This is a genomic window from Bacillus sp. FSL K6-3200 (assembly GCF_038630485.1).
In the GTDB taxonomy this organism is placed as follows: Bacteria; Bacillota; Bacilli; order Bacillales; family Bacillaceae; genus Bacillus; species Bacillus safensis.
This window is the reverse complement of sequence record NZ_CP152032.1, coordinates 2,341,613-2,363,031: the sequence shown is the minus strand read 5'-3', so window position 1 is coordinate 2,363,031 and position 21,419 is coordinate 2,341,613. Positions and strand designations below refer to the sequence as shown.

At 41.3% G+C, this 21,419-nt stretch carries 21 protein-coding genes; 14 read left to right on the top strand and 7 right to left on the bottom strand.

What is annotated here, in order from left to right; translation table 11 throughout:
• Positions 1 to 22 precede the first annotated feature (22 nt).
• Together MHI60_RS11900 and MHI60_RS11895 are read right to left on the bottom strand one after the other, a co-directional pair.
• Positions 23 to 1,216, bottom strand: a complete 1,194-nt coding sequence (locus tag MHI60_RS11900) for an aminotransferase (RefSeq protein ID WP_039181074.1) — start codon at positions 1,214 to 1,216, stop codon at positions 23 to 25.
• Complete coding sequence (locus tag MHI60_RS11895) at positions 1,217 to 1,717, bottom strand: Lrp/AsnC family transcriptional regulator (RefSeq protein WP_003213765.1); 501 nt, start codon at positions 1,715 to 1,717, stop codon at positions 1,217 to 1,219.
• Between the two features lie 175 nt (positions 1,718 to 1,892).
• Between MHI60_RS11895 and MHI60_RS11890 the strand changes: the two genes are divergently transcribed.
• Entirely contained in the window at positions 1,893 to 2,717 is an 825-nt protein-coding gene (locus tag MHI60_RS11890) for an alpha/beta hydrolase (RefSeq protein WP_144483374.1), read from the top strand.
• Here the strand turns inward: MHI60_RS11890 and MHI60_RS11885 are convergent.
• Positions 2,714 to 2,974, bottom strand: coding sequence for a DUF1871 family protein (locus MHI60_RS11885; protein WP_048237308.1), 261 nt, complete (start codon positions 2,972 to 2,974; stop codon positions 2,714 to 2,716). The genes MHI60_RS11890 and MHI60_RS11885 overlap by 4 nt on opposite strands.
• 83 nt (positions 2,975 to 3,057) lie before the next feature.
• Here MHI60_RS11885 and MHI60_RS11880 point away from each other — a divergent pair, with 83 nt between their 5' ends.
• Both MHI60_RS11880 and MHI60_RS11875 read left to right on the top strand, forming a co-directional pair.
• On the top strand, positions 3,058 to 4,233 hold the full coding sequence (locus MHI60_RS11880) for a MalY/PatB family protein (protein ID WP_342502617.1): 1,176 nt from the start codon (positions 3,058 to 3,060) through the stop codon (positions 4,231 to 4,233).
• 330 nt (positions 4,234 to 4,563) lie between these two features.
• On the top strand, positions 4,564 to 5,856 hold the full coding sequence (locus tag MHI60_RS11875) for a HAMP domain-containing sensor histidine kinase (RefSeq protein ID WP_144472271.1): 1,293 nt from the start codon (positions 4,564 to 4,566) through the stop codon (positions 5,854 to 5,856).
• On the opposite strand, the gene MHI60_RS11870 is transcribed toward MHI60_RS11875, so the two are convergent.
• Positions 5,857 to 6,033, bottom strand: coding sequence for a hypothetical protein (locus MHI60_RS11870; protein ID WP_186318691.1), 177 nt, complete (start codon positions 6,031 to 6,033; stop codon positions 5,857 to 5,859). It lies immediately after the preceding gene.
• Between the two features lie 91 nt (positions 6,034 to 6,124).
• On the opposite strand from MHI60_RS11870, the gene MHI60_RS11865 reads away from it, so the two are divergent.
• A complete protein-coding gene (locus MHI60_RS11865; RefSeq protein ID WP_095409449.1) occupies positions 6,125 to 6,517 on the top strand; it encodes a kinase-associated lipoprotein B in 393 nt (130 codons plus the stop codon).
• On the opposite strand, the gene kapD is transcribed toward MHI60_RS11865, so the two are convergent.
• Positions 6,514 to 7,131 carry a 3'-5' exonuclease KapD gene (gene kapD / locus MHI60_RS11860; protein WP_095409450.1) on the bottom strand — a complete coding sequence of 206 codons (618 nt, stop codon included), beginning with the start codon at positions 7,129 to 7,131 and terminating at the stop codon, positions 6,514 to 6,516. The two genes, MHI60_RS11865 and kapD, sit on opposite strands and share 4 nt — an antisense overlap.
• Before the next feature lie 218 nt (positions 7,132 to 7,349).
• Between kapD and MHI60_RS11855 the strand changes: the two genes are divergently transcribed.
• The 3 genes from MHI60_RS11855 to MHI60_RS11845 all read left to right on the top strand — a co-directional run bounded on the left by MHI60_RS11855 (position 7,350) and on the right by MHI60_RS11845 (position 10,966).
• Positions 7,350 to 8,528, top strand: a complete 1,179-nt coding sequence (locus tag MHI60_RS11855) for an MFS transporter (RefSeq protein WP_242058306.1) — start codon at positions 7,350 to 7,352, stop codon at positions 8,526 to 8,528.
• Between the two features lie 107 nt (positions 8,529 to 8,635).
• Positions 8,636 to 10,537 (top strand): transglycosylase domain-containing protein, encoded by a 1,902-nt coding sequence (locus MHI60_RS11850; protein ID WP_095409452.1) that lies wholly within the window; start codon positions 8,636 to 8,638, stop codon positions 10,535 to 10,537.
• Between the two features lie 18 nt (positions 10,538 to 10,555).
• The gene (locus MHI60_RS11845) at positions 10,556 to 10,966 is read left to right on the top strand and encodes a thiol-disulfide oxidoreductase DCC family protein (protein ID WP_095409453.1); all 411 of its coding nucleotides are present in this window, start codon (positions 10,556 to 10,558) and stop codon (positions 10,964 to 10,966) included.
• Between the two features lie 247 nt (positions 10,967 to 11,213).
• Here the strand turns inward: MHI60_RS11845 and MHI60_RS11840 are convergent, their stop codons facing one another.
• Positions 11,214 to 11,771, bottom strand: coding sequence for a YufK family protein (locus MHI60_RS11840; protein WP_024423305.1), 558 nt, complete (start codon positions 11,769 to 11,771; stop codon positions 11,214 to 11,216).
• A gap of 185 nt (positions 11,772 to 11,956) precedes the next feature.
• Between MHI60_RS11840 and malK the strand changes: the two genes are divergently transcribed.
• The 7 genes from malK (at position 11,957) to MHI60_RS11805 (ending at position 20,940) form a co-directional block, all read left to right on the top strand.
• Positions 11,957 to 13,555 carry a malate sensor histidine kinase MalK gene (gene malK / locus MHI60_RS11835; RefSeq protein WP_034622126.1) on the top strand — a complete coding sequence of 533 codons (1,599 nt, stop codon included), beginning with the start codon at positions 11,957 to 11,959 and terminating at the stop codon, positions 13,553 to 13,555.
• Positions 13,548 to 14,255 (top strand): response regulator, encoded by a 708-nt coding sequence (locus MHI60_RS11830; RefSeq protein ID WP_095409456.1) that lies wholly within the window; start codon positions 13,548 to 13,550, stop codon positions 14,253 to 14,255. The genes malK and MHI60_RS11830 overlap by 8 nt, the downstream gene beginning before the upstream one ends.
• Positions 14,256 to 14,649: 394 nt before the next feature.
• Positions 14,650 to 15,732: a BMP family protein gene (locus tag MHI60_RS11825; RefSeq protein ID WP_095409457.1), complete on the top strand. Its 1,083-nt coding sequence runs from the start codon at positions 14,650 to 14,652 to the stop codon at positions 15,730 to 15,732.
• Between the two features lie 159 nt (positions 15,733 to 15,891).
• A complete protein-coding gene (locus tag MHI60_RS11820) occupies positions 15,892 to 17,427 on the top strand; it encodes an ABC transporter ATP-binding protein (RefSeq protein ID WP_039181099.1) in 1,536 nt (511 codons plus the stop codon).
• Positions 17,420 to 18,466 (top strand): ABC transporter permease, encoded by a 1,047-nt coding sequence (locus MHI60_RS11815; RefSeq protein WP_095409459.1) that lies wholly within the window; start codon positions 17,420 to 17,422, stop codon positions 18,464 to 18,466. Before MHI60_RS11820 ends, MHI60_RS11815 begins: the two co-directional genes overlap by 8 nt.
• The gene (locus tag MHI60_RS11810; protein ID WP_048237319.1) at positions 18,467 to 19,426 is read left to right on the top strand and encodes an ABC transporter permease; all 960 of its coding nucleotides are present in this window, start codon (positions 18,467 to 18,469) and stop codon (positions 19,424 to 19,426) included. It begins immediately after the preceding gene.
• Positions 19,427 to 19,602: 176 nt separating this feature from the next.
• Positions 19,603 to 20,940: a 2-hydroxycarboxylate transporter family protein gene (locus MHI60_RS11805; RefSeq protein WP_024425937.1), complete on the top strand. Its 1,338-nt coding sequence runs from the start codon at positions 19,603 to 19,605 to the stop codon at positions 20,938 to 20,940.
• Positions 20,941 to 21,014: 74 nt separating this feature from the next.
• On the opposite strand, the gene MHI60_RS11800 is transcribed toward MHI60_RS11805, so the two are convergent.
• Complete coding sequence (locus MHI60_RS11800; RefSeq protein WP_048237320.1) at positions 21,015 to 21,230, bottom strand: hypothetical protein; 216 nt, start codon at positions 21,228 to 21,230, stop codon at positions 21,015 to 21,017.
• Positions 21,231 to 21,419 lie beyond the last annotated feature (189 nt).

Sequence of the window (21,419 nt, the reverse complement as noted above, 5' to 3'; positions counted from 1 at the left end):
CCATTTGGATTGATGCCTTTTTTTATTTTAAGATGGCTGATGCTTCTTCCTTCACTTGTCGAGCCTGCAAAAAGCGCTGAATTCTTGAAAGTGATTCCTGAAGATGATCAAGTGACGAAGCATATGAACAGCGAATATGACCTTCACCGCTCGGTCCGAATACATTCCCAGGAACAACGGCTACTTTTTCACTTAGGAGCAGCTCCTCAGCAAATTGTTCTGACGTCATGCCTGTGCTTTTAATCGATGGGAACGCGTAAAACGCTCCGTTTGGCTGGTGGCATGTGAGTCCTAGTTCATTAAGGGAGCCGACAAACAAATTACGGCGCCTTCTGTAGCTTTTCTTCATTTTCTCGACATCTTCAAGTCCATTTTTTAATGCTTCTTCTGCTGCATATTGTGCCATCGCCGGCGCACACATCATAGAATATTGATGTATTTTCAGCATGGCATCGCGCAGCACAGGTGGTGCTGCCACATATCCTAAGCGCCAGCCCGTCATGGCAAACCCTTTAGAAAAGCCCGAAATCAAGATCGTTCTTTCCTTCATATCTTGAATGGCCGCGACGCTTGTAAAAGCTTCATCGTACGTCAGCTCTGCATAAATCTCATCCGTAATAATGAGCAGGTCATGCTCTTTCGCAAATTGAGCAATATCTTCAAGCTCTTCTTTTGAATAAACAGACCCAGTTGGATTTGATGGCGAGCAAAGCAAAATGGCTTTTGTCTTCGGCGTCAGCTTCGTGCGAAGATCCGCAGAATCTGCTTTGAAATCTTTTTCAGCGGATGTACTTAAATAGACAGGCACTCCGCCTGCAAGTGTCGTAAGTGCCCCGTATGCTACAAAACAAGGCTCTGGAATGATTACTTCATCTCCGCTATTTAAAATCGCACGAAAGGCCAGATCAAGTGCCTGGCTTCCGCCAACTGTGATAATGAGTTCTTCTTCTGGACTGTAGTCAATGTGAAACCGCTTATATAAGTAGTGGCTCAGTTCTTTTCGCAAAGAGATTAAACCGGCATTCGCCGTATAAGAGGTCAGTCCTTGTTCTAATGACATAATACTTGCTTCTCTGACATTCCAAGCTGTCACGAAATCCGGCTCGCCGACACCAAGGGAGATAACCCCTTCCATTGTGGCAGCCAAATCAAAAAATTTCCGAATACCTGACGGCTGAATGCTTTGTACCGTTTCAGATAAATAAGACTTTTTCATTTACGGAGACACCACGATTCTTTTGTCATCGTCTCCTGTTTCAAACACTTTCCCATCATGTTTATATCTTTTTAAAATAAAGTGGGTAGTTGTTGAAACAACGGAATCAAGTGTCGATAATTTTTCAGATACGAAGCGGGCAATATCAGACATAGATCTTCCGCGAATCACAACGGATAAATCGTAAACACCTGACATGAGATAGACAGATTCCACTTCCTGAAATCGATAAATCCGTTCAGCAATTTCATCAAATCCGACGCCTCTTTTTGGTGTCACTTTTACATCAATCATTGCTGTAACGCCTTCATGGCCATCCACTTTTCGCCAGTCAATCATAGTTGAATAATCAATAATGACTTTTTGATCTTCAAGTTTTTGAATGATGGCTTCGGCTTCTTCTGTTGTCACGCCTGCCATTTTTGCAATTGTATTTAAATCGGCGCGGCTGTTTTCATCTAAAATCTCTAATATTTCAGTTTCTTTTTCTGTTAGTTTCATTTGATTTCACACCTCAGATTATAAAAGCTAGTTTTAAAAAATCTTCTGAACATTATAGCACGTTTTTCCCATTATGCTAAGCAGGGAAAAGATTCTAATAATAGCTTAAAATCCACTTTTTAGGGTACAATACAGTCACCTAACAGAGAGAGTATCAAGTATCGGAGTGAAGAATGTGGACATTGCTCAGCCAGCTTATATGAAAAGTACATTCGGTTTAGATATCTATTACGAGCACTATCCAAATGAGGGCAAGAAGACATTGATCTTAATTCACGGTCTCTTCTCTTCTACCTTCAGCTATCGAAAGCTCATCCCTCTTCTGAAACAGGACTTCAATTTAATTGCGATCGATCTGCCGCCATTTGGACAGTCCGAGAAGTCGAATACGTTTATTTACAGCTATCGCAACATGGGAAAAATTATTATTGAACTTGCTGGTTATTTACAGATTCGGCATGCGATCCTAGTCGGCCATTCAATGGGCGGACAAATCGCCTTATACGCTGCTGCTGAACGGCCGGACCTATTTGAAAAGGCAGTTCTTTTGTGCAGCTCAGGATATTTGAATAAGTCAAAAAGATCACTTGTTTACAGCACATATATTCCTTATTTTTATCTGTATCTAAAAAGAAAGCTTTTAAAGCAGGGCATTATGAAAAATTTAACGGCTGTTGTGCATGATCATTCCATCATTGATCAAGAGATGGTCGATGGATATTTAAAGCCATTTTCAGATGATCAAATCTTTCGGGGGATATTTCGTTTGATTCGGCACCGGGAAGGAGATTTGACCTCGGACGTTTTAAAGAAAATGGAAACACCCGTGCTGCTCATTTGGGGCGAGGAAGATCGAATCGTTCCCATTCAAATAGGCGAAAGACTGCACAAAGATCTGCCAAATTCGACTTTACATGCATTAAAAAAAACCGGGCATCTCATTCCTGAGGAAAATCCGGTCTTTGTGTCTGATCAAATCGGACATTTCAGCCTGTCTTAGCGTGAACAGGAGCTGCTGTCTCGTATGATAAATAGCTGATTCGCTGTATGCTGACAGCTCTCTATCGGAAGAAGCTGTTCAAATGAGTGATGGTAGATGGCTTGAATCTCTTTTGCTAAAGATAACGGGTCTTCTGCGTCGTATAATGCACTAATGACGTCAGCAGGCTCCGTTTCATAAAAATCCTCTCCATAATGAAAAGGGTCCCATGCCTTAATAAATTGAATCATCTCTTCTACAGCTTGACTATCTTTCATCGGTATCACCGCTTATAATAAATTTTGTGATGTTTATTTTAGCACAACCAAGAATGGTTGAAAAACAGCTAGAGGTGGGTTTCATGAATTTCGACGAACAGATCATACGTAAAGGTTCAAAATCAGTGAAATGGGATCAGGCAGAGTCTTTGTTCCTGACAACAGATGCCCTCCCAATGTGGGTGGCCGATATGGATTTTAAAGCACCTCAGGTCGTCCTTGATGCATTGAAAGAGCGATTAGATCATGGCGTTTTTGGCTATGCATTTCAAGATCAGGATACGCAGCAGGCAGTCGCTGGCTGGCTCAAAAGAAGACATGGATGGACAATCCAGACAGATGCCGTCACCTTCACACCAGGAATCGTAACGGCACTTAGTTTTGCTGTTCAAGCCTTTACAGCACCGCATGACGAAGTAGTTATACAGTCACCAGTGTATACACCTTTTTATCAAATGATTGAGCGAAATGGACGTACAGTCTCAGCCAATCCCCTAAAAATAGAAAACAACCGCTATATGATGGATTTTGATGATTTAGAGAAAAAACTGAGCAGACCACAAGCAAAGCTCATGTTTCTATGCCATCCGCATAATCCGTCCGGAAGAGCATGGTCAAAAGAGGAATTAAAGCGAGTTGGGGACTTATGTGTGAAGCATGGAGTCACAGTCGTTTCAGATGAGATTCACTCGGATTTGATGCTTTACGGGAAGCAGCATGTGCCCTTCGCCAGCCTTTCTGACGACATTGCACATATCACGGTAACATGTATTGCGCCGAGTAAAACCTTTAATCTAGCAGGGCTTCAAGCATCTGCTATTATCATTTCAGATGAAGAAAAAAGAACTCTTTTCAACAATGAAGTGCAAAGAAACGGACTGTCCAAACTGAATGTATTTGCGATTCCTGCGATGGAAGCAGCGTACCGCCACGGGGATGAGTGGCTTGATGCCCTTGTTCTTTATCTCGAAGGCAACATGAAGATGGCGATGGATTATATTGACGAATATCTTCCAAATATGCGTTATATGAAACCAGATGCTTCTTATTTATTGTGGCTGGACATTCGGGATTATCAATTCAGTCAAGCGGAATTGAAACGGAATCTGCTGAAAAAAGGGAAAGTGATCCTAGAGCTTGGCCACGTGTACGGACATGAAGGAGACGGCTTTATTCGGATAAATCTCGGCTGTCCTGCTTCAACAGTCAAAGAAGGACTGAAACGTCTTCACCAAGCGTTCACACTATCAGCTGAATAAGACCTATACGATAGAAAGAACATCCTAACGGGTGTTCTCAGCGTGTAGACAAACCCTCGCATTCTTTGTCAGTCCTGCGTGCTGGTGCTCACGAATGTCTAATTCGCTCCGCGCCAGTACTCGTCCTTCCTAGACTTCAAAGGTTTTCTATCACGCTGAAAAGAAGACAAAGGGCTAAAATCAAGATCATTTTAGCCCTTTGTCAACAATCTGAGAACATCCTAATGGGTGTTCTTTTTAAAGAAAAAAACCCTCCTTTTATCATATCTACTTTGTACATGAAATGATATAATGAGAGGAATTACAATTATTTACGAGGAGAGCATTTAAATGGAAATGTTCAAGGATTTTCTGCTCCATGTATCTTTTATTCTATTTCCAATCTTTTTATATCATGCGCTATGGCTAAGCCGGACCCCTGCTCATTTCCCAAAAACGAATAAACTGCTCATCACAGTATTCGCATCCATCTCTTCAGCACTATGTATTATGTATCCAGTTGGTTCGATTTTAGATTTGCAGACTGGGCTTCAATCCATTCCCCTTGTGCTTGCTATTTTATACGGAGGATACATGGCGGGGATCGTTGCCATCTTGATAAGCATCATTGTCAAATTCCTGATGTACGGCTCTTTCTTATGGATTGGACTCATCGTTGTCCCAATTTACTTTTTTATCCCATTCCTGTTCTACCGAAAATGGCATCAATATTCAAAGCTGAATAAGCTTTTTTACGGAGTGCTTATCGGTTTATCCAAAGGATTCTTTATTTACATTGGTCTGCTTGCAGTCAGCTTAATGGCATACAGCCCAGCTTTTATTATGCAGCAAAAGCTCCTTGAGTTATTTTTCTCAACTCTTTACTACATATTCTTTCTTTTGCTCAGTATCTATTCCATTGAATTCGTTAAAGAAAATGCGGAAATGAGATCACAGCTTGTCCAGTCAGAAAAACTGACCATTGTAAGTGAACTTGCTGCAAGTGTCGCCCATGAGGTACGCAATCCGCTGACAGTTGTGAGAGGCTTTATTCAATTGCTCTTTTCGAGTGATAATACGAAAGACCCACCTGCCAATAAAGATTATAAAAATCTCGTTCTGTCCGAATTAGACCGGGCGCAGGACATTATCACGAGTTATCTTGACATTGCAAAACAAAACTATTATCAAATTGAATCTCTCAATCTATCTAAATTACTTGAGGAATGTGCATCACTGATGACATCCTATGCGAATTTTAAATCGGTCACGATTCATCAATCCATTGAACCTGACTTATACATTCAAGGTGACGTAACGAAGATCAAGCAAGTCATGATTAATTTAATCAAAAATGCAATTGAAGCAGCTCCTGAACATGAAGGGAAAATTGAACTTTTTGCTTCAAAAGAAAATCATAAGATCTGCCTTTATTTCGTTGATAACGGTGTAGGTATGACAGAAAGCCAGATGAAAAAGCTTGGCGAACCCTATTACACCTTGAAAAATAAAGGGACTGGGCTTGGGCTGACAGTGACTTTTTCTATTATTGAGAATCACCATGGAACGATTCGTTTCAAAAGCTCGCTGCAGTCTGGAACAACCGTCACCGTGAAATTTCCTGAAGATACAAGAAGAAAATGATTAATCCATTTTTTTTGTTCTTTTTTCATCTATGTGCTCCTGCTTCTTAGACGCACGAACGATGAGACGAAAACAAATAAACGCAGCAATAAAGAAAATCACCGTGGTGATAGCCGCTGGGATGTACTCCCTTTTATCTTCAGGAAAATATAGTAGAAAAAGTACGATGAATGACATCTCGCCATTCCCCCTTTTGCTCGTTTACTTCACTATATTGGCTAAAAGAAATGAAATACCTTCCTATGAGAAGGAAATGGAGGAATTTCACATGACAGACATTCAAATTGGACAAGTTGTGAAAGGTTTTTATAAAACAGGTGTATACGTTGGGGAAGTGACAGCAGTGAAACCATCGACCTATCTCGTTCAAGTAAAAGCAGTTCTGACACATCCCACTCAAGGCGACTTGCATCATCCGAAAGAAGCAGACGTGCCTTTTTTCCAGGAGAGGCGGGCTTTGGCCTATAGAGAACAGACAAATATCCCTCATCATATGGTGAAGCCTTATGATGGTGATATACCTGATTATGAAGTATCACTGAAAGAAGCTGTAGATAAATTGAAACAAGCACTCCGTGCGGATGATTCCAAATGGGCTGAAAAATCAAGAGCGTGCCTATCTTCTCTTGAGAAAGATTATTTTCCAGAAGACGTCCGCTAATCAGCCGAATCAAAAAAATGCGAGAAATCGATAAGCTCACCAATTTTGGTTGTTTGCGGATTTTCCACATAGGCTCTGTCTTTTTCAAAGAGGGTTAACAGCTGATAAGTCGTCATGGCATCATCGAGTGCTTTATGATGCTTACCAGCTCCTTCACTGCCGTATTCCTTTGCCGCTTTTCGAAGCCCTGTCAGTGTGCGGTCACCAAAAAAGGTCTTATATTCAAAGGCAAGATCCCTCAGTTTCCCCTTAAAAGGAAAGGTAATGTGATTGAGCATACAATTTTGCTTCAATACCTTCATGTCCATGTTGCCCCACGTAATAATCTCACAATTCTCTCCCCCATCAAGTGTGACGAGCTTCTCGATAAACGCCTCAAATGAAATTCCGCTCTCTACATCTTCCTGCGTAATTCCGAGGAAAGATTTACAGCGTTTCGTCAGCTTCGGGAACTTTTTCGGTTTGACGTAGCTAGAGAATGTGTCTATGATCGTTTCATCTGCTGCTTTCACTACCCCAGCTTCAATAATTTCAGGAAAAAAGTTTTGTGGATGATATTTTCCATCAGGCATCGTAAATTCAAAATCGACCACAAGCACCGTCTTCTGTTCCACCAGTTTCACCTCACTTTTTCGTCAGTTTTTCATTCTCATACCATTATATTAAGACGGACCTTGAAATCACTTCATTTTCGTGAAAATAATGCAGATTCACTATGCCCAACCTATTCATCGGATGAAAGATCGTTTATTTTCCTTTATAATTATTAAGGAACACGAAATAAATAAAGAAGGTGGTCTCTATCACAAACAGGAAGAAAAACTTGTACATCATGTGGTTTGTGAACTTTTTTGTATCTGCGAGCATTACAATGATCGTCCCTTTTTTATCACTTTACATAGAATCTCTTGATAGCAGCTATTCAAATGAATTTGTTCAAAGATGGAGCGGCTATGTCTTTGGGGTCACGTTTTTAACGGCCTTCCTGATCTCTCCGATTTGGGGGCGGATTGGCGACCGGCATGGCTATAAAAAGATTTTATTGATTAACGGTATTGGCATCGCCACAAGTATTCTATTAATGGGGCTTGTAAACACCGTGTATCAGCTATTCGCATTAAGGCTTTTCATGGGGCTTGTCACAGGCTTTATCTCGACTTCAATGGCACTGATTTCTGCACAGACTGAAAAGGCAACTGCCGGTAAAACCCTTGGAACAATGCAGATGAGTAATGTCGCCGGAGGATTGTTTGGTCCGTTAATGGGCGGATTCATGGCAGACAGCGTCGGATTTATTTATACGTTTTTCCTCACAGCGGCTGTCATTTATGTGTCAGCTATTGTGATTATCTTCGGAGTGAAGGAACAGCCGATCCGTTCAAAAGAAGCAAAGCGTGTTTCTTACTCACGGAAGGATGTAATCATTCATATTTTCAAACAGCCTTTGCTTGTGGTCACGATGCTTTTAACGTTTATTACACAAGTAGGGAACTTTAGCATTCAGCCGCTTTTGGCTTTATACATTCATGATTTACATGGTCCTGTCAATCTCGCTTTTTATGCGGGGCTAGCATTTTCTGCAACTGGACTTGGCAATTTGCTGTTTACGCGAAAATGGGGAGATCTCGGAGATCGAATTGGTCACGACAAGGTGCTGCTTGCCCTTCTCATTCTCTCCTCTATTTTATTCATCCCGCAAGCCATGGCGGATTCCTACGTGATGTTAGTCATTTTCCGTTTTCTATACGGGATGGCACTTGGCGGGATTATTCCGTGTACGACAGCGTATATCCGGATCAAAGCACCTGCTTCTATGCAAGGAGAAGTGCTCGGATACAATGTCAGCTTCCGCTTTCTTGGGAATGTCGTCGGTCCGGTAATCGGCGGCATTGTGGCGAGTCATTACGGGATTCCAGCTGTCTTTTATGTCACTGCCGGCATTTTTCTGTTTGGCGCATTATTTTTATGGGCGGTTCGCTCACATTCAAAGACAAAGGAAAGGAGTGTCTGATCATCTTCAGATACTCTTTTTTCTTGCGTAAAAGCCTGATTCACTAGACTTCACGCCCATTCTTTTCTAAAAATAACCTTCTCGTATTCGCAAAAGAATGGTACGATATGGCTAGAAAATTGAAGAAAGTGAGTGACCTCATGTTTCGTGCAATCATTGGTTGGTTATTACTTGCTGCCCTCATCCCACTATTTGTTCTGACTTTTTATCTATCAAAGGAAGAAGCTGCAAGTGTAAAGCCTGTTAACGAAGTGCTTGATCAAAAAATCAAGCTGGAAAAGATAGATTTTTCCCAAAACAGTTATATGTATGACCGGGATGGTTCTCTTATCTCCGAGATTGTCTCAAACGATGAGAACCGAGTGTTCGTGAAATACGATAAAATTCCTGAACCTGTGAAGGAGCTGTTCCTCCGTTCAGAGGACCGCAACTTTTATGACCATAAAGGCATTGACTTTATGGGAGTTGTTCGTGCCCTTGCTGCAAACGTCAAAAACCATGGCATCAGCCAAGGAGCGAGTACGATCACACAGCAGCTGTCCCGCAACTTATATTTAAGCCATGAACGTTCGTTCAGCCGAAAGTTTACGGAGCTGCTCTATTCCTATGAACTTGAACGGAAATTCTCAAAGGATGAAATTCTCGAAAGCTATTTAAATACGATTTATTTCAGTAATGGTGTTTACGGTGTCGGTTCAGCGGCTAATTACTATTTTGATAAGCCGCTTAGTTCTTTAACACTTGCACAAATGGCATTCATCTCTGCTATTCCAAACAACCCAACACTGTATGACCCATTAAAACAGTTCAAGCACACAAAGAAACGCCAAGAACGACTGCTTGGTATTTTGAAGAAAGATGGTGTCATCACCAAAAAACAATACAAAAAAGCCGTCAAAGAAAAAATCAGCCTGTCCTTAAGTGAAAAGAAAAACCTTTACCCTGACTATGTGACATATGCCAATGAAGAGTTTACCGATCTTGTGTCTGATCAGGAGGGCTTTACAAAACGATTGAAGAAGGCCAAAACGGCTGAAGCAAAAAAGGCTATTCAAAAAGAATTATCTGAAAAAGTGAGTGCCCTGCTCCAGGATGGCGTAAAAATTTATACGGCGCTTGATCCATCCTTACAGCAAAGAGCCGTCTATCAGCTCAATGCTCAATTGCCTTACCAAGGTGTGGAAGGCGGATCAGCCGTCATTAATCATGAAACGCATCAAATTGTTGCACTTGCTGGCGGGAAAAACTATAAGAAATTTGATTTCAACTACGCTTATCAAGCGCAAAGACAGCCTGGTTCTGCGATTAAACCGCTTTTAGACTATGCGCCTTATATTGATCAAACCGGCGCAACGGCTTCAAGCACCATCAGTGCCGGCAAGTTTTGCAGCAGCGGATACTGTCCGCAGAACTATAACCATAAAACGTATGGAACGGTCACACTTGAAACAGCCTTTAAAAATTCTTATAATACCCCTGCGATCCGAATGCTGGATACAGTAGGTGTCAAAAAAGGCTTCAGCTATTTAGAAAAGTTCTCATTTGAGCATATCGTAGCGGATGATTACCGCCTTCCTTCTGCACTTGGCGGATTTACGAAAGGCTTCTCACCGCTAGAAATAACAGATGCGTATACCGTCTTTGGCAACCAAGGAGCCTACACACAAAGTCATTCAATCACAAAAGTGACAGACTTAAACGGTAAGACCCTTTACAAGTGGAAAGAGTCGCCAAAGCAAGTATATTCTCAGCGTACAAATGAAACGATGCGTAAGCTGCTTACCTCCGTTGTGAAAAGTGGTACAGGGAAAAAAGCGAATTTCAATGCCCCTTACATCGGTGGTAAAACAGGGACATCCAATGACTACAAAGATATTTGGTTTGTGGGACTGACAGATCAGTACACAATGGGTGTCTGGGTCGGAAGAGATAGAGGAACGGTTGAATCGATTTATAATTCAAGCCCGCACTTACGTATTTGGAAAAATACGATGCAATACGCCAGATAAACAGGAGGTTTGATTGCGATGCATTCAACACATCCACCCCATTTAATTTTATTTGACGGTGTCTGCAACGTGTGCAGCGGCGCTGTTCAGTTTGTGATTAAGCGCGATCCGAAAGAACGGATGATGTTCGCTTCATTACAATCAGATACAGGGCAGCGTATTTTAAAGGAAAACGGTTTGCCTTTAGATGAGTTCAATTCATTCATTTATATTGAAAAAGGGACCCTTTATACGAAGTCGACAGGCATCTTAAAAGCCGCGCGGCATTTAAAAGGGATATACAGATGGAGCTTTTTACTCCTTGCCATACCTCGCCCAATCCGTGATTGGTTTTATCAGCTGATTGCAAAAAATCGCTACAAATGGTTTGGTCAAAAAACATCTTGTATGATGCCAACACCCGATATTCAAAAACGGTTTCTTTCATAAAAAAAAGCATCCTCCATTATTGGAGGATGCTCAGATTGTTGAAAAAGAGCTAAAATGATCTTTATTTTAGCTCTTTTTCTTCTTTTCAGCGTGACCTGAAAACCTTTGCAGTCTAGGAAGGACGAGCACCGAAGCGGAGCGAATTTAACATTCGTGAGCATCGGCGCGCAGAACTGACAACGAATGCAAGGGTTTGTCTAAACGCTGAAAGCATCCTCCGTTATTGGAGGATGCTTTCTTTGTCTGCTTATGAAGGCAGACTTGCCATCACACTGTTATAAAGCTTAATAAATAAGTACAAAATACCGATCAAAAACGTCGCCCAAAACAGCAGAATAAACATCATAAATCCAATCAAATTCAGCATAGAAAGCGATTGATAAATGCGAACCACAACCCAGATAAAATAGACAAGACTTGCTAATGCAAAAAGTCCGACTAGCAGGATGAGCTGCTGCGTCAACAGAAATGCAAGCAAGCTGGCAAATAAATAAACAACGGATGCAATCCGAATTTTCTTTAAGTTCTCCCCTTCAGGGTCCTTAGCGAAAAAGAGCAACGCCAGCTCTAATACCGTATCTGCAATCAGCTTTAAGGCAGATAAGATCATAAAATAAACAAGGGCAAAAGCGGCAAAGAGAGCAAGACGGATGCCCTGTTCTGAGAAAAATTCCAGCATTCCTTTTAAAATACCTGCTTGAGTCAAAAAATCAGTTGTGATACCTACTGTAAAAATCGAAAAAGCAGAGCTGAATAGTAAAATTGAAATCAGCGGAAAATATCCAGTCAAATATGTATTTTTCATAAATAGTTCCTTTCTCATAAGCTCACATTTATTATGGCTCACTTAAAACGGATTGACAAGATGCTTTCAAAGTAAACTGACAGCAAAATCAAATTTATGATTTTGCACGTACATTCCTTCACAAACTTACATTTTCCCGTTAAAGTATTACTGTTACGAAAAAATCGTGCGTTAGGGGTATACTCGTGAAAAAAACTTTAAGACTGCAAACACGGCTGACGATTTTTGTGTGTATCGTTGTCCTGATCTCCCTTTGTATCACATTCTTTACGATCTGGTCGGAAACAGCCAAGAACATTCATCAGCAGGAGCGTGACATTGCTCTCTCTACTGCCAAAATGGTCGCAGAGGCACCGATCACCGCACAATCATTAGAAGATCATTCATATTCAGCATTACGAAAATATACAACAAGTGTTCAGCAAATCACCAAAACCGAATTCGTTGTCGTCATGGATATGAACGGTATCCGCAAAACACACCCGAATCCGCAGAAGATTGGAAAGCGGTTTGCCGGCGGTGATGAAAAAGCAGCATTACAGGGGAAAGAACATATTAGTACAGCTTCTGGAACACTCGGCAGATCCATGCGTGCTTTTGTTCCTGTTTATGATCAAAATGGTAAGCAGCTCGGGGCTGTGGCTGTAGGGATTACGTTAAAGGAAATTGACTTGATTATTCATCAAAGCTTACTTCCGCTCTACTTCGTCACATCACTCAGCCTTCTATCTGGCATCATCGGAGCACTCATTGTGGCAAGAAAAGTGAAGAAGATTATGTTTGGACTGGAGCCAGATGAGATCGCCACATTATTAAAAGAGAGAAGCGCCATGCTAGAATCAACAAAAGAAGGGATTCTTGCCGTTGATCAGCACGGTAAAATCAAGCTGGCCAATGCAGAGGCCAAACGGCTCTTTCATAATATGGGCATTATGGTTGACCCTAGAGAACAAGATGTTCAAACTCTCCTCCCTTCAAGCGGCTTAAAGCAAGTCATTGAAACACGCAAGCCGCTGCTTGATCGTGACGTGAGAATGAATGGACTGGAGCTCGTCTTTAATGAAGTGCCGATTACAGTAAAAGGTGAAATTGTCGGAGCCATCGCTACCTTCCGTGACAAAACAGAAGTGAAACACCTGGCGGAGCAGCTTAGCGGGGTCAAAATGTATGCGAATGCGCTACGGGCCCAGTCACATGAATTTATGAACAAGCTTCATGTCATTTTAGGATTGGTTCAGCTCAAAAACTATGATGACCTTGGCACTTATATCAAAGATATTGCGATCTATCAGCAAACGGAAACAAATGAAATCATCAACCATGTGAAAAACTCTGTTTTAGCAGGATTTTTACTAGGAAAACAAAGCTATATCAGGGAACAAGGCGCTGCCTTAGAGGTTATTTGCAGCACACAAGTGCCAAATACGGAGGACCCTGCAGTGACGCATGATCTCATTACCGTGATTGGCAACCTGTTAAATAATGCACTTGATGCTGTTTCTCATACTGAGACGAAAAACATCTCGATTTCCTTCAGATATGTTCAAGAACAGCTTCACATTGAAATCACGGACACAGGTGTTGGTCTCACAAAAGAAGAACAAGACATCATGTTTGATCAAGGCTTTTCAACTAAAGGAGAAGACAGAGGGTTCGGACTCTACTTCGTTGACCAAAGCATCAAGAAATTGAACGGACATATGATTGTCACGAGTGAAAAAGGAGAAGGAACGACCTTTAGTCTCCGCATTCCGTATAAACAAAAGGAGGATTCACATGATTAATGTGTTAATAGTAGAAGATGATCCAATGGTTGGGGAGCTGAACAAACGCTACCTGACCCAAATCGATGGCTTTGAGTTAAAGGGAATTGCCACCTCTTTTCAGCAGGCACTTGAAGTGTTAAAAACAGAAGTCATTCACCTCGTACTGCTCGATATTTATATGCCTGGTCAAAATGGACTGGCATTATTAACAGAAATTCGCCAGCAAAATCATTCCGTTGATGTCATTGTCATTTCGGCTGCCAATGAAGTGGATGTTGTCCAGCAAACGATGCGAAACGGAGCGGTTGATTATTTAATCAAGCCTTTTGAGTTCGAACGATTCCAATCAGCACTGGCAGAGTACAAACGGAAACACGCCCTGTATCAATCCATGAACAGCATTTCGCAAAATGATTTAGATGCGAAGCTTTTTCATAAAAAAGCAGAGGCGGAAAAAGTCCTTCTGCCAAAAGGTTTGACCAAAAGCACACTCAAACTCATCTGGACAAGCATTCAATCATTTGGTCAGCAGGCTTTCACGACTGAAGACCTAGCCAATCATACAGAAATCTCTCAAGTCTCCATTAGAAAATACTTGAAATTCCTTGAGGATATCGAAGTGGTGGATGTTGAAATGGCATATGGGACAATAGGACGTCCTGTTTTCCAATATAAACTGAACACAAGCAATATGAATTTGATTCAGCAATATCTTTAAAATACTACATCTGACCTTTCACAAAGGCCAGATGTTTTTTTATGGCATACGATGTAACAAACCCCTTGATATCAGTGGTTATGCTGTAGCGGAGCACACCACAAAAGCGGCATTATATCATATTTCAGCAGATAAAAAGACATCAAATAAAGCCATTTAACATTTTTTTAAAAATAAAACAAATTTCTATTTATTTATTCGATCGGAAATGATAAATTATGATTGATTAGTTCAACGAGATATAAGTCTGATGTCTTACATCTTCTCTCCTGCCCTCCATAAGTTTCATGAGAAAGCAGGATAAAATACCCTCTTCAGAAGGGTGAGAAGAGATAGATCGGTCTTTTTTCGCGAGACTTTTCTGAAACTTTTAAATTTTATAGGGGGTTATGTTTTGAAGAAGCGCAAAATTGGACTAGCATTGTCCTTAGTCGTAGCAGCAGGAACCATCCTTGGAGCATGCGGCAACTCTGGCTCAAACAGCGGTGAAAGCAAAAAAGATAAAGATCAATTCACTGTTGCAATGGTAACTGATGTCGGTGGTGTCGATGACAAATCGTTTAACCAATCAGCTTGGGAAGGTTTACAAGCATTTGGGAAAGACAACAATCTAAAAAAAGGTAAAAACGGCTTTGATTACTTACAATCTAAATCAGATGCTGACTATACAACAAACTTAAACACACTTGCTCGTGAGAAATTCGACCTGATTTACGGAATTGGTTTCTTAATGGAAGATGCTATATCTGAAATTGCGGATCAACGTAAGAAAAACCACTTTGCTATCGTTGATGCAGTCGTGAAAAAAGACAACGTGGCCAGCATTGTATTTAACGAAAACGAAGGATCATTCCTTGTAGGTGTTGCGGCTGCTCTTTCTACAAAATCAAACAAAATTGGTTTTGTCGGCGGAGTTGACTCTGAATTAGTCAGAAAATTCGAAGTTGGTTTCCGCGCAGGCGTTGAAGCAGCTAACCCGAAAGCAAAAGTTGAAGTGAAATATGCTGGTGCATTCGATAAGGCTGACATCGGAAAAGCAACAGCTGAAAGCATGTACAAATCTGGCGTCGACATTATCTATCATGCTGCTGGCGGCACTGGAACTGGTGTGTTCACAGAAGCGAAAAACCTGAAAAAAGCGGATCCTAACCGTAAAGTTTGGGTTATCGGTGTAGATAAAGACCAGTATGACGAAGGAAAAGTACCTGGAACAAAACAAAGTGTCACCCTTACTTCTATGGTTAAGAAAGTAGACACAGCGGTACAAGACTTAACAACGAAAGCAAAAGAAGGTAAGTTCCCTGGCGGCGAAGTGATCACATACGGTCTGAAAGAAGGCGCTCTTGACATTTCTCCATCTCAGGAAAACCTTGATAAAGATGTATTAAAGAAAGTTGAAGAATGGAAACAAAAAATCATCAAGGGTGAAATTAAAATCCCTGCAACACGTGATGAACTAAAAGATTTTAAAGCTTAATTTGAGCATCGGGATAAGCACACCTTATCCCCTTGCCTCTCCTTTACCTCCTCTTTATTCGTAAAAGGTGGTAAAAGAAAAGCTGCAGCCTCGTTTTGCAGCTTTTCTTTTGCTAGTTTTTATCTTCATCAGCACCCTAAAAAAGGAGCGGTTAAACCTGTGGATTATGTCATTGAAATGTTGAATATACGCAAAGAATTCCCTGGCATTGTAGCAAACGACAACATTACGCTGCAGCTAAAAAAGGGCGAAATTCATGCGCTGCTTGGTGAAAACGGCGCTGGAAAATCAACGCTCATGAACGTGCTTTTCGGACTGTACCAGCCTGAAAAAGGTGAAATCAAGGTACACGGAAAACCTGTGACCATCTCTAGTCCAAATGATGCTAGTGATTTAGGCATCGGAATGGTGCATCAGCACTTTATGCTTGTCGATACCTTCACTGTCGCTGAAAACATCATTTTAGGTAAAGAGCCCAAGAAGTTTGGAAAGATTGACAAAGAACAAGCCATACAGCAAGTACAAGAACTTTCTGACCGCTATGGTTTGAAAATAGATCCTGCCGCAAAAGTATCTGACATCTCTGTCGGCATGCAGCAGCGTGCAGAAATCTTAAAAACACTTTACCGCGGCGCTGACATTTTGATCTTCGACGAACCAACGGCCGTTTTAACACCTCAAGAAATCAAAGAACTCATACAAATTATGAAAAACTTAATCAATGAAGGCAAATCCATTATTTTAATCACCCATAAGCTGAAAGAAATTATGGATGCCTGTCATCGCGTGACCATTATCCGAAAAGGCCAAGGCATTCGTACACTTGATGTGGAAAGCACAAATAAAGACGAACTTGCAAGCCTCATGGTTGGCCGTGAAGTGTCATTTAAAACAGATAAAAAAGCTGCTTCTCCTGCTGAGGAGGTTCTTCAAATTCAAGACCTCACAGTAAAAGACGCCAGAGGAATTGAAGCCGTCAAACAGCTAAACCTCTCAGTGAAGGCTGGCGAAATTGTGGGAATTGCTGGGGTAGACGGCAATGGCCAGTCTGAATTAATTGAAGCCATTACCGGTCTAAAAAAATCAGAATCTGGCACGATCATGCTAAACGGGAAAGCCATTCAAAATCTCCCGCCTCGTAAAGTGACCGAATCTGGGATTGGACATATTCCTCAGGACCGTCATAAACATGGACTTGTGCTCGATTTTTCAATTGGAGAAAACATTTCCTTACAAACATATTATCAGCGTCCTTATTCAAAATTCGGCTTATTGAATATGAAAAATATTTATCAAAAAGCAAAACGAATCATTGCGGAATATGACGTCAGAACACCAAGTGAATATACAGAAGCGCGCGCTCTGTCAGGCGGTAACCAGCAAAAAGCCATTATCGGTCGAGAAGTTGACCGCAACCCTGATTTATTAATTGCCGCTCAGCCGACACGTGGACTTGATGTTGGTGCGATTGAATTTGTTCATAAACGTCTAATTGAGCAAAGAGACTCAGGCAAAGCCGTTTTGCTCATCTCCTTTGAACTTGATGAAATTATTAATGTCAGTGATAAGATCGCTGTCATTTTCGAAGGCAGCATTGTGGCCATTGTTGATCCAAAAGAAACAACAGAGCAAGAGCTTGGTTTATTAATGGCTGGAAGTACGCAACAGGAAGTGGGGAAAGAAGCAAATGTCTAATCGCTTAACAAATCTGCTGATTCCGCTTATAGCCATTGTACTTGGCCTTTTCGTTGGGGCCATTATTATGCTGGCAAGCGGTTATAGTGTCATCGAAGGCTATAGTGCCCTTTGGAATGGCGTTTTCGGTGAAACCTATTATATGGGAGAAACCATCAGGCAAGTGACACCTTATATTTTATCCGGTCTTGCTGTTGCCTTTGCATTTCGGACAGGCCTATTTAATATCGGTGTAGAAGGCCAAATGCTCATTGGCTGGGTAGCTGCTGTATGGATCGGAACAACTGTCCATGCACCAATGTATATCCATCTCCCGCTTGCACTCATCACAGCTGCTGCTGCTGGTGCATTATGGGGCTTTATTCCTGGGTTTTTAAAAGCTCGTTTTTATGTGCATGAGGTCATCGTCACCATCATGATGAACTACATTGCCCTTCATGTCACAAACTATTTAATCTCAAATGTCTTAACAGATAATAAAGATAAAACAGATAAAATCGATGCCACTGCCTCGCTCCGCTCTGGATTTTTTGAGCAGATCACTGATTTTTCCCGGATGCATAACGGTATTTTTGTTGCCATTATTGCTGCTGTCGTGATGTGGGTCATTATTCAAAAAACCTCTAAAGGGTTTGAATTACGAGCTGTTGGAATGAACCAGCAAGCATCACATTATGCTGGTATGAACGTTCGCCGCAATATCATTTATGCGATGCTTATTTCAGGTGCTTTTGCAGGTCTTGCAGGCGCTATGGAAGGCCTTGGTACATTTGAATATGCCTCTATTAAAGGCTCGTTTACAGGCGTAGGTTTTGATGGAATCGCCGTCGCTTTATTAGGTGGAAATACGGCTGTAGGTGTTGTTCTTGCCGCATTATTGCTTGGTGGATTGAAGGTCGGTGCTTTAAATATGCCGCTTGAATCTGGCGTACCGACTGAGGTTGTTGATATTGTCATTGCGATCATCATTCTTTTCGTCGCCTCAAGCTATATTATCCGTCTTGTGATTCAACAAATGAAGAAAAAGGGGGGAAAATAAGTGGGATTTCTGCAAATACTTGAAATCATCGTCCCAGCTACACTTGTTTATGCTGCACCACTTATTTTAACCGCTCTTGGAGGCGTCTTTTCAGAAAGATCAGGTGTTGTCAATATCGGTCTTGAAGGTTTGATGGTCGTCGGAGCATTTTCCAGTATTATCTTTAACTTATTTTTTGCTGATACGTTTGGAGCCTTGACCCCGTGGCTTGGGCTTCTCATCGGAATGGCCGTTGGCGGATTGTTCTCACTGATTCATGCAGTGGCGACCATTACCTTCCGAGCTGATCAAACGGTCAGTGGTGTGGCCATTAACATGCTGGCACTTGGCGCTACATTGTTTGTCGTTAAACTGATTTACGGAAAAGCACAAACTGATAAAATTACAGAGCCTTTCTATAAAGGAGATATTCCCCTTTTAAGTGACATTCCGATCATTGGTGATATTTTCTTTAAAGATGTTTATTATACGTCCATACTCGCCTTAGCGCTTGCAGTTGTTGCTTGGTTTGTTTTATTTAAAATGCCGTTTGGACTTCGTCTTCGTGCAGTCGGAGAGCATCCAATGGCAGCTGATACAATGGGAATCAAAGTGTACCGGATGCGTTATATCGGCGTCTTCATTAGTGGACTGTTTGGCGGTCTTGGCGGAGCTGTATATGCGTCAACGATCGCGCTTGATTTCTCCCATGCCACCATTACTGGACAAGGCTTCATCGCACTAGCTGCGCTTGTATTCGGTAAATGGCATCCGTTTGGCGCAATGGGCGCTGCGTTATTCTTTGGATTTGCTCAAAGTTTAAGCATTATTGGCTCTCTCCTGCCGCTGTTCCAAGATATACCGAACGTGTATATGCTCATAGCACCATATGTGCTCACCATCTTAGCACTTACTGGCTTCATCGGACGTGCTGATGCACCGAAAGCACTTGGTACGCCTTATCTAAAAGGAAAACGATAAATCCGATGTATGATCAATCCCCTGAAGGACAAACTACCTTCAGGGGATTTTTGTATGATAAAAAACTCAAAAATTCCTGTTTATTTTACTTTTATTACACTTATTTTAGTTTAATAAATAGATGAGTGTCACAGAATCTTCTACAATTGAGACAAATAGCATTTGGGGGTGTTTATGTGGCTAATGCACAACAATTGAAATCGATTACAGACGATTCTGACAATAATAAAAGCGTTTTCCGTAAGATCATGTCTTGGAAAATTGGTGTTATTGATCTACCTGTGTATTTAGTACTTGCAGCGATTATTTTAACTGCCGCTTATTTTAATAAAATTCCAGCAAATATGCTTGGTGGTTTCGCTGTTATTATGATTTTGGGGATTTTCCTTGGAGATGTAGGACAACGTATTCCAATCTTAAAAGATATTGGAGGACCGGCGATTCTTTCTTTATTCGTACCATCGTTCCTGGTCTTTTTTAATGTTCTGAATCCGAACTCATTGGAAGCGGTTACGTCTCTTATGAAAACGTCGAACTTCCTTTACTTCTATATTTCTGCTCTTGTAGTAGGTAGTATTCTTGGGATGCAGCGAACTGTTTTAGTACAAGGCCTTATTCGTATGTTTGTTCCTCTAGTTGCAGGTACAATTGCAGCTGTGAGTGCTGGAATCCTGGTTGGCCTTTTAGTTGGTTTCACACCGCATCATTCATTCTTCTTTATTATTGTACCGATTATTGCCGGTGGTGTTGGAGAAGGGATTTTGCCATTATCTATCGCTTATTCACAAATTCTTGATGTATCAGCAGAGTCATTAATTTCTCAATTAATTCCTGCGGCTGTCATCGGGAACGTCATTGCCATTATCTGTGCTGGCGCATTGAAGAAGCTTGGTGAGAAACGTCCTGAACTAAACGGGAATGGCCGTCTTGTGAAATCTAAAGAAGCAAACGAAATTTTCGAGCAGCCAGATTTGGATGCAAAAGTTGATTTCGGGTTAATGGGTGCTGGTGTACTTGTTGCTTGTACAACCTTCATCTTTGGTGGTTTGTTAGAAAGCTTTGTTCATATTCCAGGTCCAATCTTAATGATTGTTCTTGCCGCTTTAATCAAATACTTAAACGTGATGCCTCAACATCTTCAAAACGGCTCACAACAGTTCTACAAGTTTGTATCAAAAAGCTTTACATGGCCGCTAATGGTTGGTCTTGGTATTCTATACATTCCACTTGATGATGTAGCAACTGTCATCTCGATTCCATTCGTATGCGTATGTATCGCTGTTGTACTCGCAATGGTTGGTTCTGGCTACTTCGTTGGAAAACTAATGAACATGTATCCAGTAGAATCTGCTATTGTCACTGGCTGTCACAGCGGACTTGGCGGTACTGGTGACGTTGCAATTCTTTCAGCTTCTGGAAGAATGGGTCTTATGCCTTTCGCACAAGTATCTACACGACTTGGCGGAGCAGCAACTGTTATCTGTGCAACGATCTTACTCAGAGTGTTTAGTTAAACTACCACACATAAAAAGCATGAGCTCTCACATGGGCCCATGCTTTTTTTATATTTCTTTTCTCCTATAGGATCTTATTCATCAGCATCAGCTAATACAATTCTTAAATATTCTCTGGGCTGAAAAGGATACAGCTTCGTTTCTTGATAGCTCATGTGAAGAAGATGCTCAGAAAACAGCGGCCATTCACTCCCGGCTTGCCACCTTTTTTGATCATTTCGGTCAATCAAGAATGCTCCTCCTAAAATCGTGCAGAATAGGCTTAAGCTGATGGCGATCTTTCGTTTCATTTGATCAGCTCCTTTAAGAAAAGCATGTACGAAAAACAAAACAATATACAATGAGTATCATTTTTGATAAAATTATTTTTGTGGTCAAAAGAACCTAAAACAAATACAGTTTGCTTGAAATCGTTTCAAACCAATGCACTATGGCTGTATTTACGCTATAATTTTAATTACCAGTTCTTTAGAACGTGA

Excerpts from the sequence above, each read along its gene's own strand:
- MHI60_RS11800 (WP_048237320.1), bottom strand. The coding sequence starts at position 21,230 with ATGAAACGAAAGATCGCCATCAGCTTAAGCCTATTCTGCACGATTTTA.
- MHI60_RS11830 (WP_095409456.1), top strand. The coding sequence starts at position 13,548 with ATGATTAATGTGTTAATAGTAGAAGATGATCCAATGGTTGGGGAGCTG.
- MHI60_RS11840 (WP_024423305.1), bottom strand. The coding sequence starts at position 11,771 with ATGAAAAATACATATTTGACTGGATATTTTCCGCTGATTTCAATTTTA.
- MHI60_RS11880 (WP_342502617.1), top strand. The coding sequence starts at position 3,058 with ATGAATTTCGACGAACAGATCATACGTAAAGGTTCAAAATCAGTGAAA.
- MHI60_RS11850 (WP_095409452.1), top strand. The coding sequence starts at position 8,636 with ATGGCTAGAAAATTGAAGAAAGTGAGTGACCTCATGTTTCGTGCAATC.
- MHI60_RS11845 (WP_095409453.1), top strand. The coding sequence starts at position 10,556 with ATGCATTCAACACATCCACCCCATTTAATTTTATTTGACGGTGTCTGC.
- MHI60_RS11895 (WP_003213765.1), bottom strand. The coding sequence starts at position 1,717 with ATGAAACTAACAGAAAAAGAAACTGAAATATTAGAGATTTTAGATGAA.
- MHI60_RS11865 (WP_095409449.1), top strand. The coding sequence starts at position 6,125 with ATGACAGACATTCAAATTGGACAAGTTGTGAAAGGTTTTTATAAAACA.
- MHI60_RS11900 (WP_039181074.1), bottom strand. The coding sequence starts at position 1,216 with ATGAAAAAGTCTTATTTATCTGAAACGGTACAAAGCATTCAGCCGTCA.
- MHI60_RS11870 (WP_186318691.1), bottom strand. The coding sequence starts at position 6,033 with ATGTCATTCATCGTACTTTTTCTACTATATTTTCCTGAAGATAAAAGG.
- MHI60_RS11885 (WP_048237308.1), bottom strand. The coding sequence starts at position 2,974 with ATGAAAGATAGTCAAGCTGTAGAAGAGATGATTCAATTTATTAAGGCA.
- MHI60_RS11875 (WP_144472271.1), top strand. The coding sequence starts at position 4,564 with ATGGAAATGTTCAAGGATTTTCTGCTCCATGTATCTTTTATTCTATTT.
- MHI60_RS11815 (WP_095409459.1), top strand. The coding sequence starts at position 17,420 with ATGTCTAATCGCTTAACAAATCTGCTGATTCCGCTTATAGCCATTGTA.
- MHI60_RS11855 (WP_242058306.1), top strand. The coding sequence starts at position 7,350 with ATGTGGTTTGTGAACTTTTTTGTATCTGCGAGCATTACAATGATCGTC.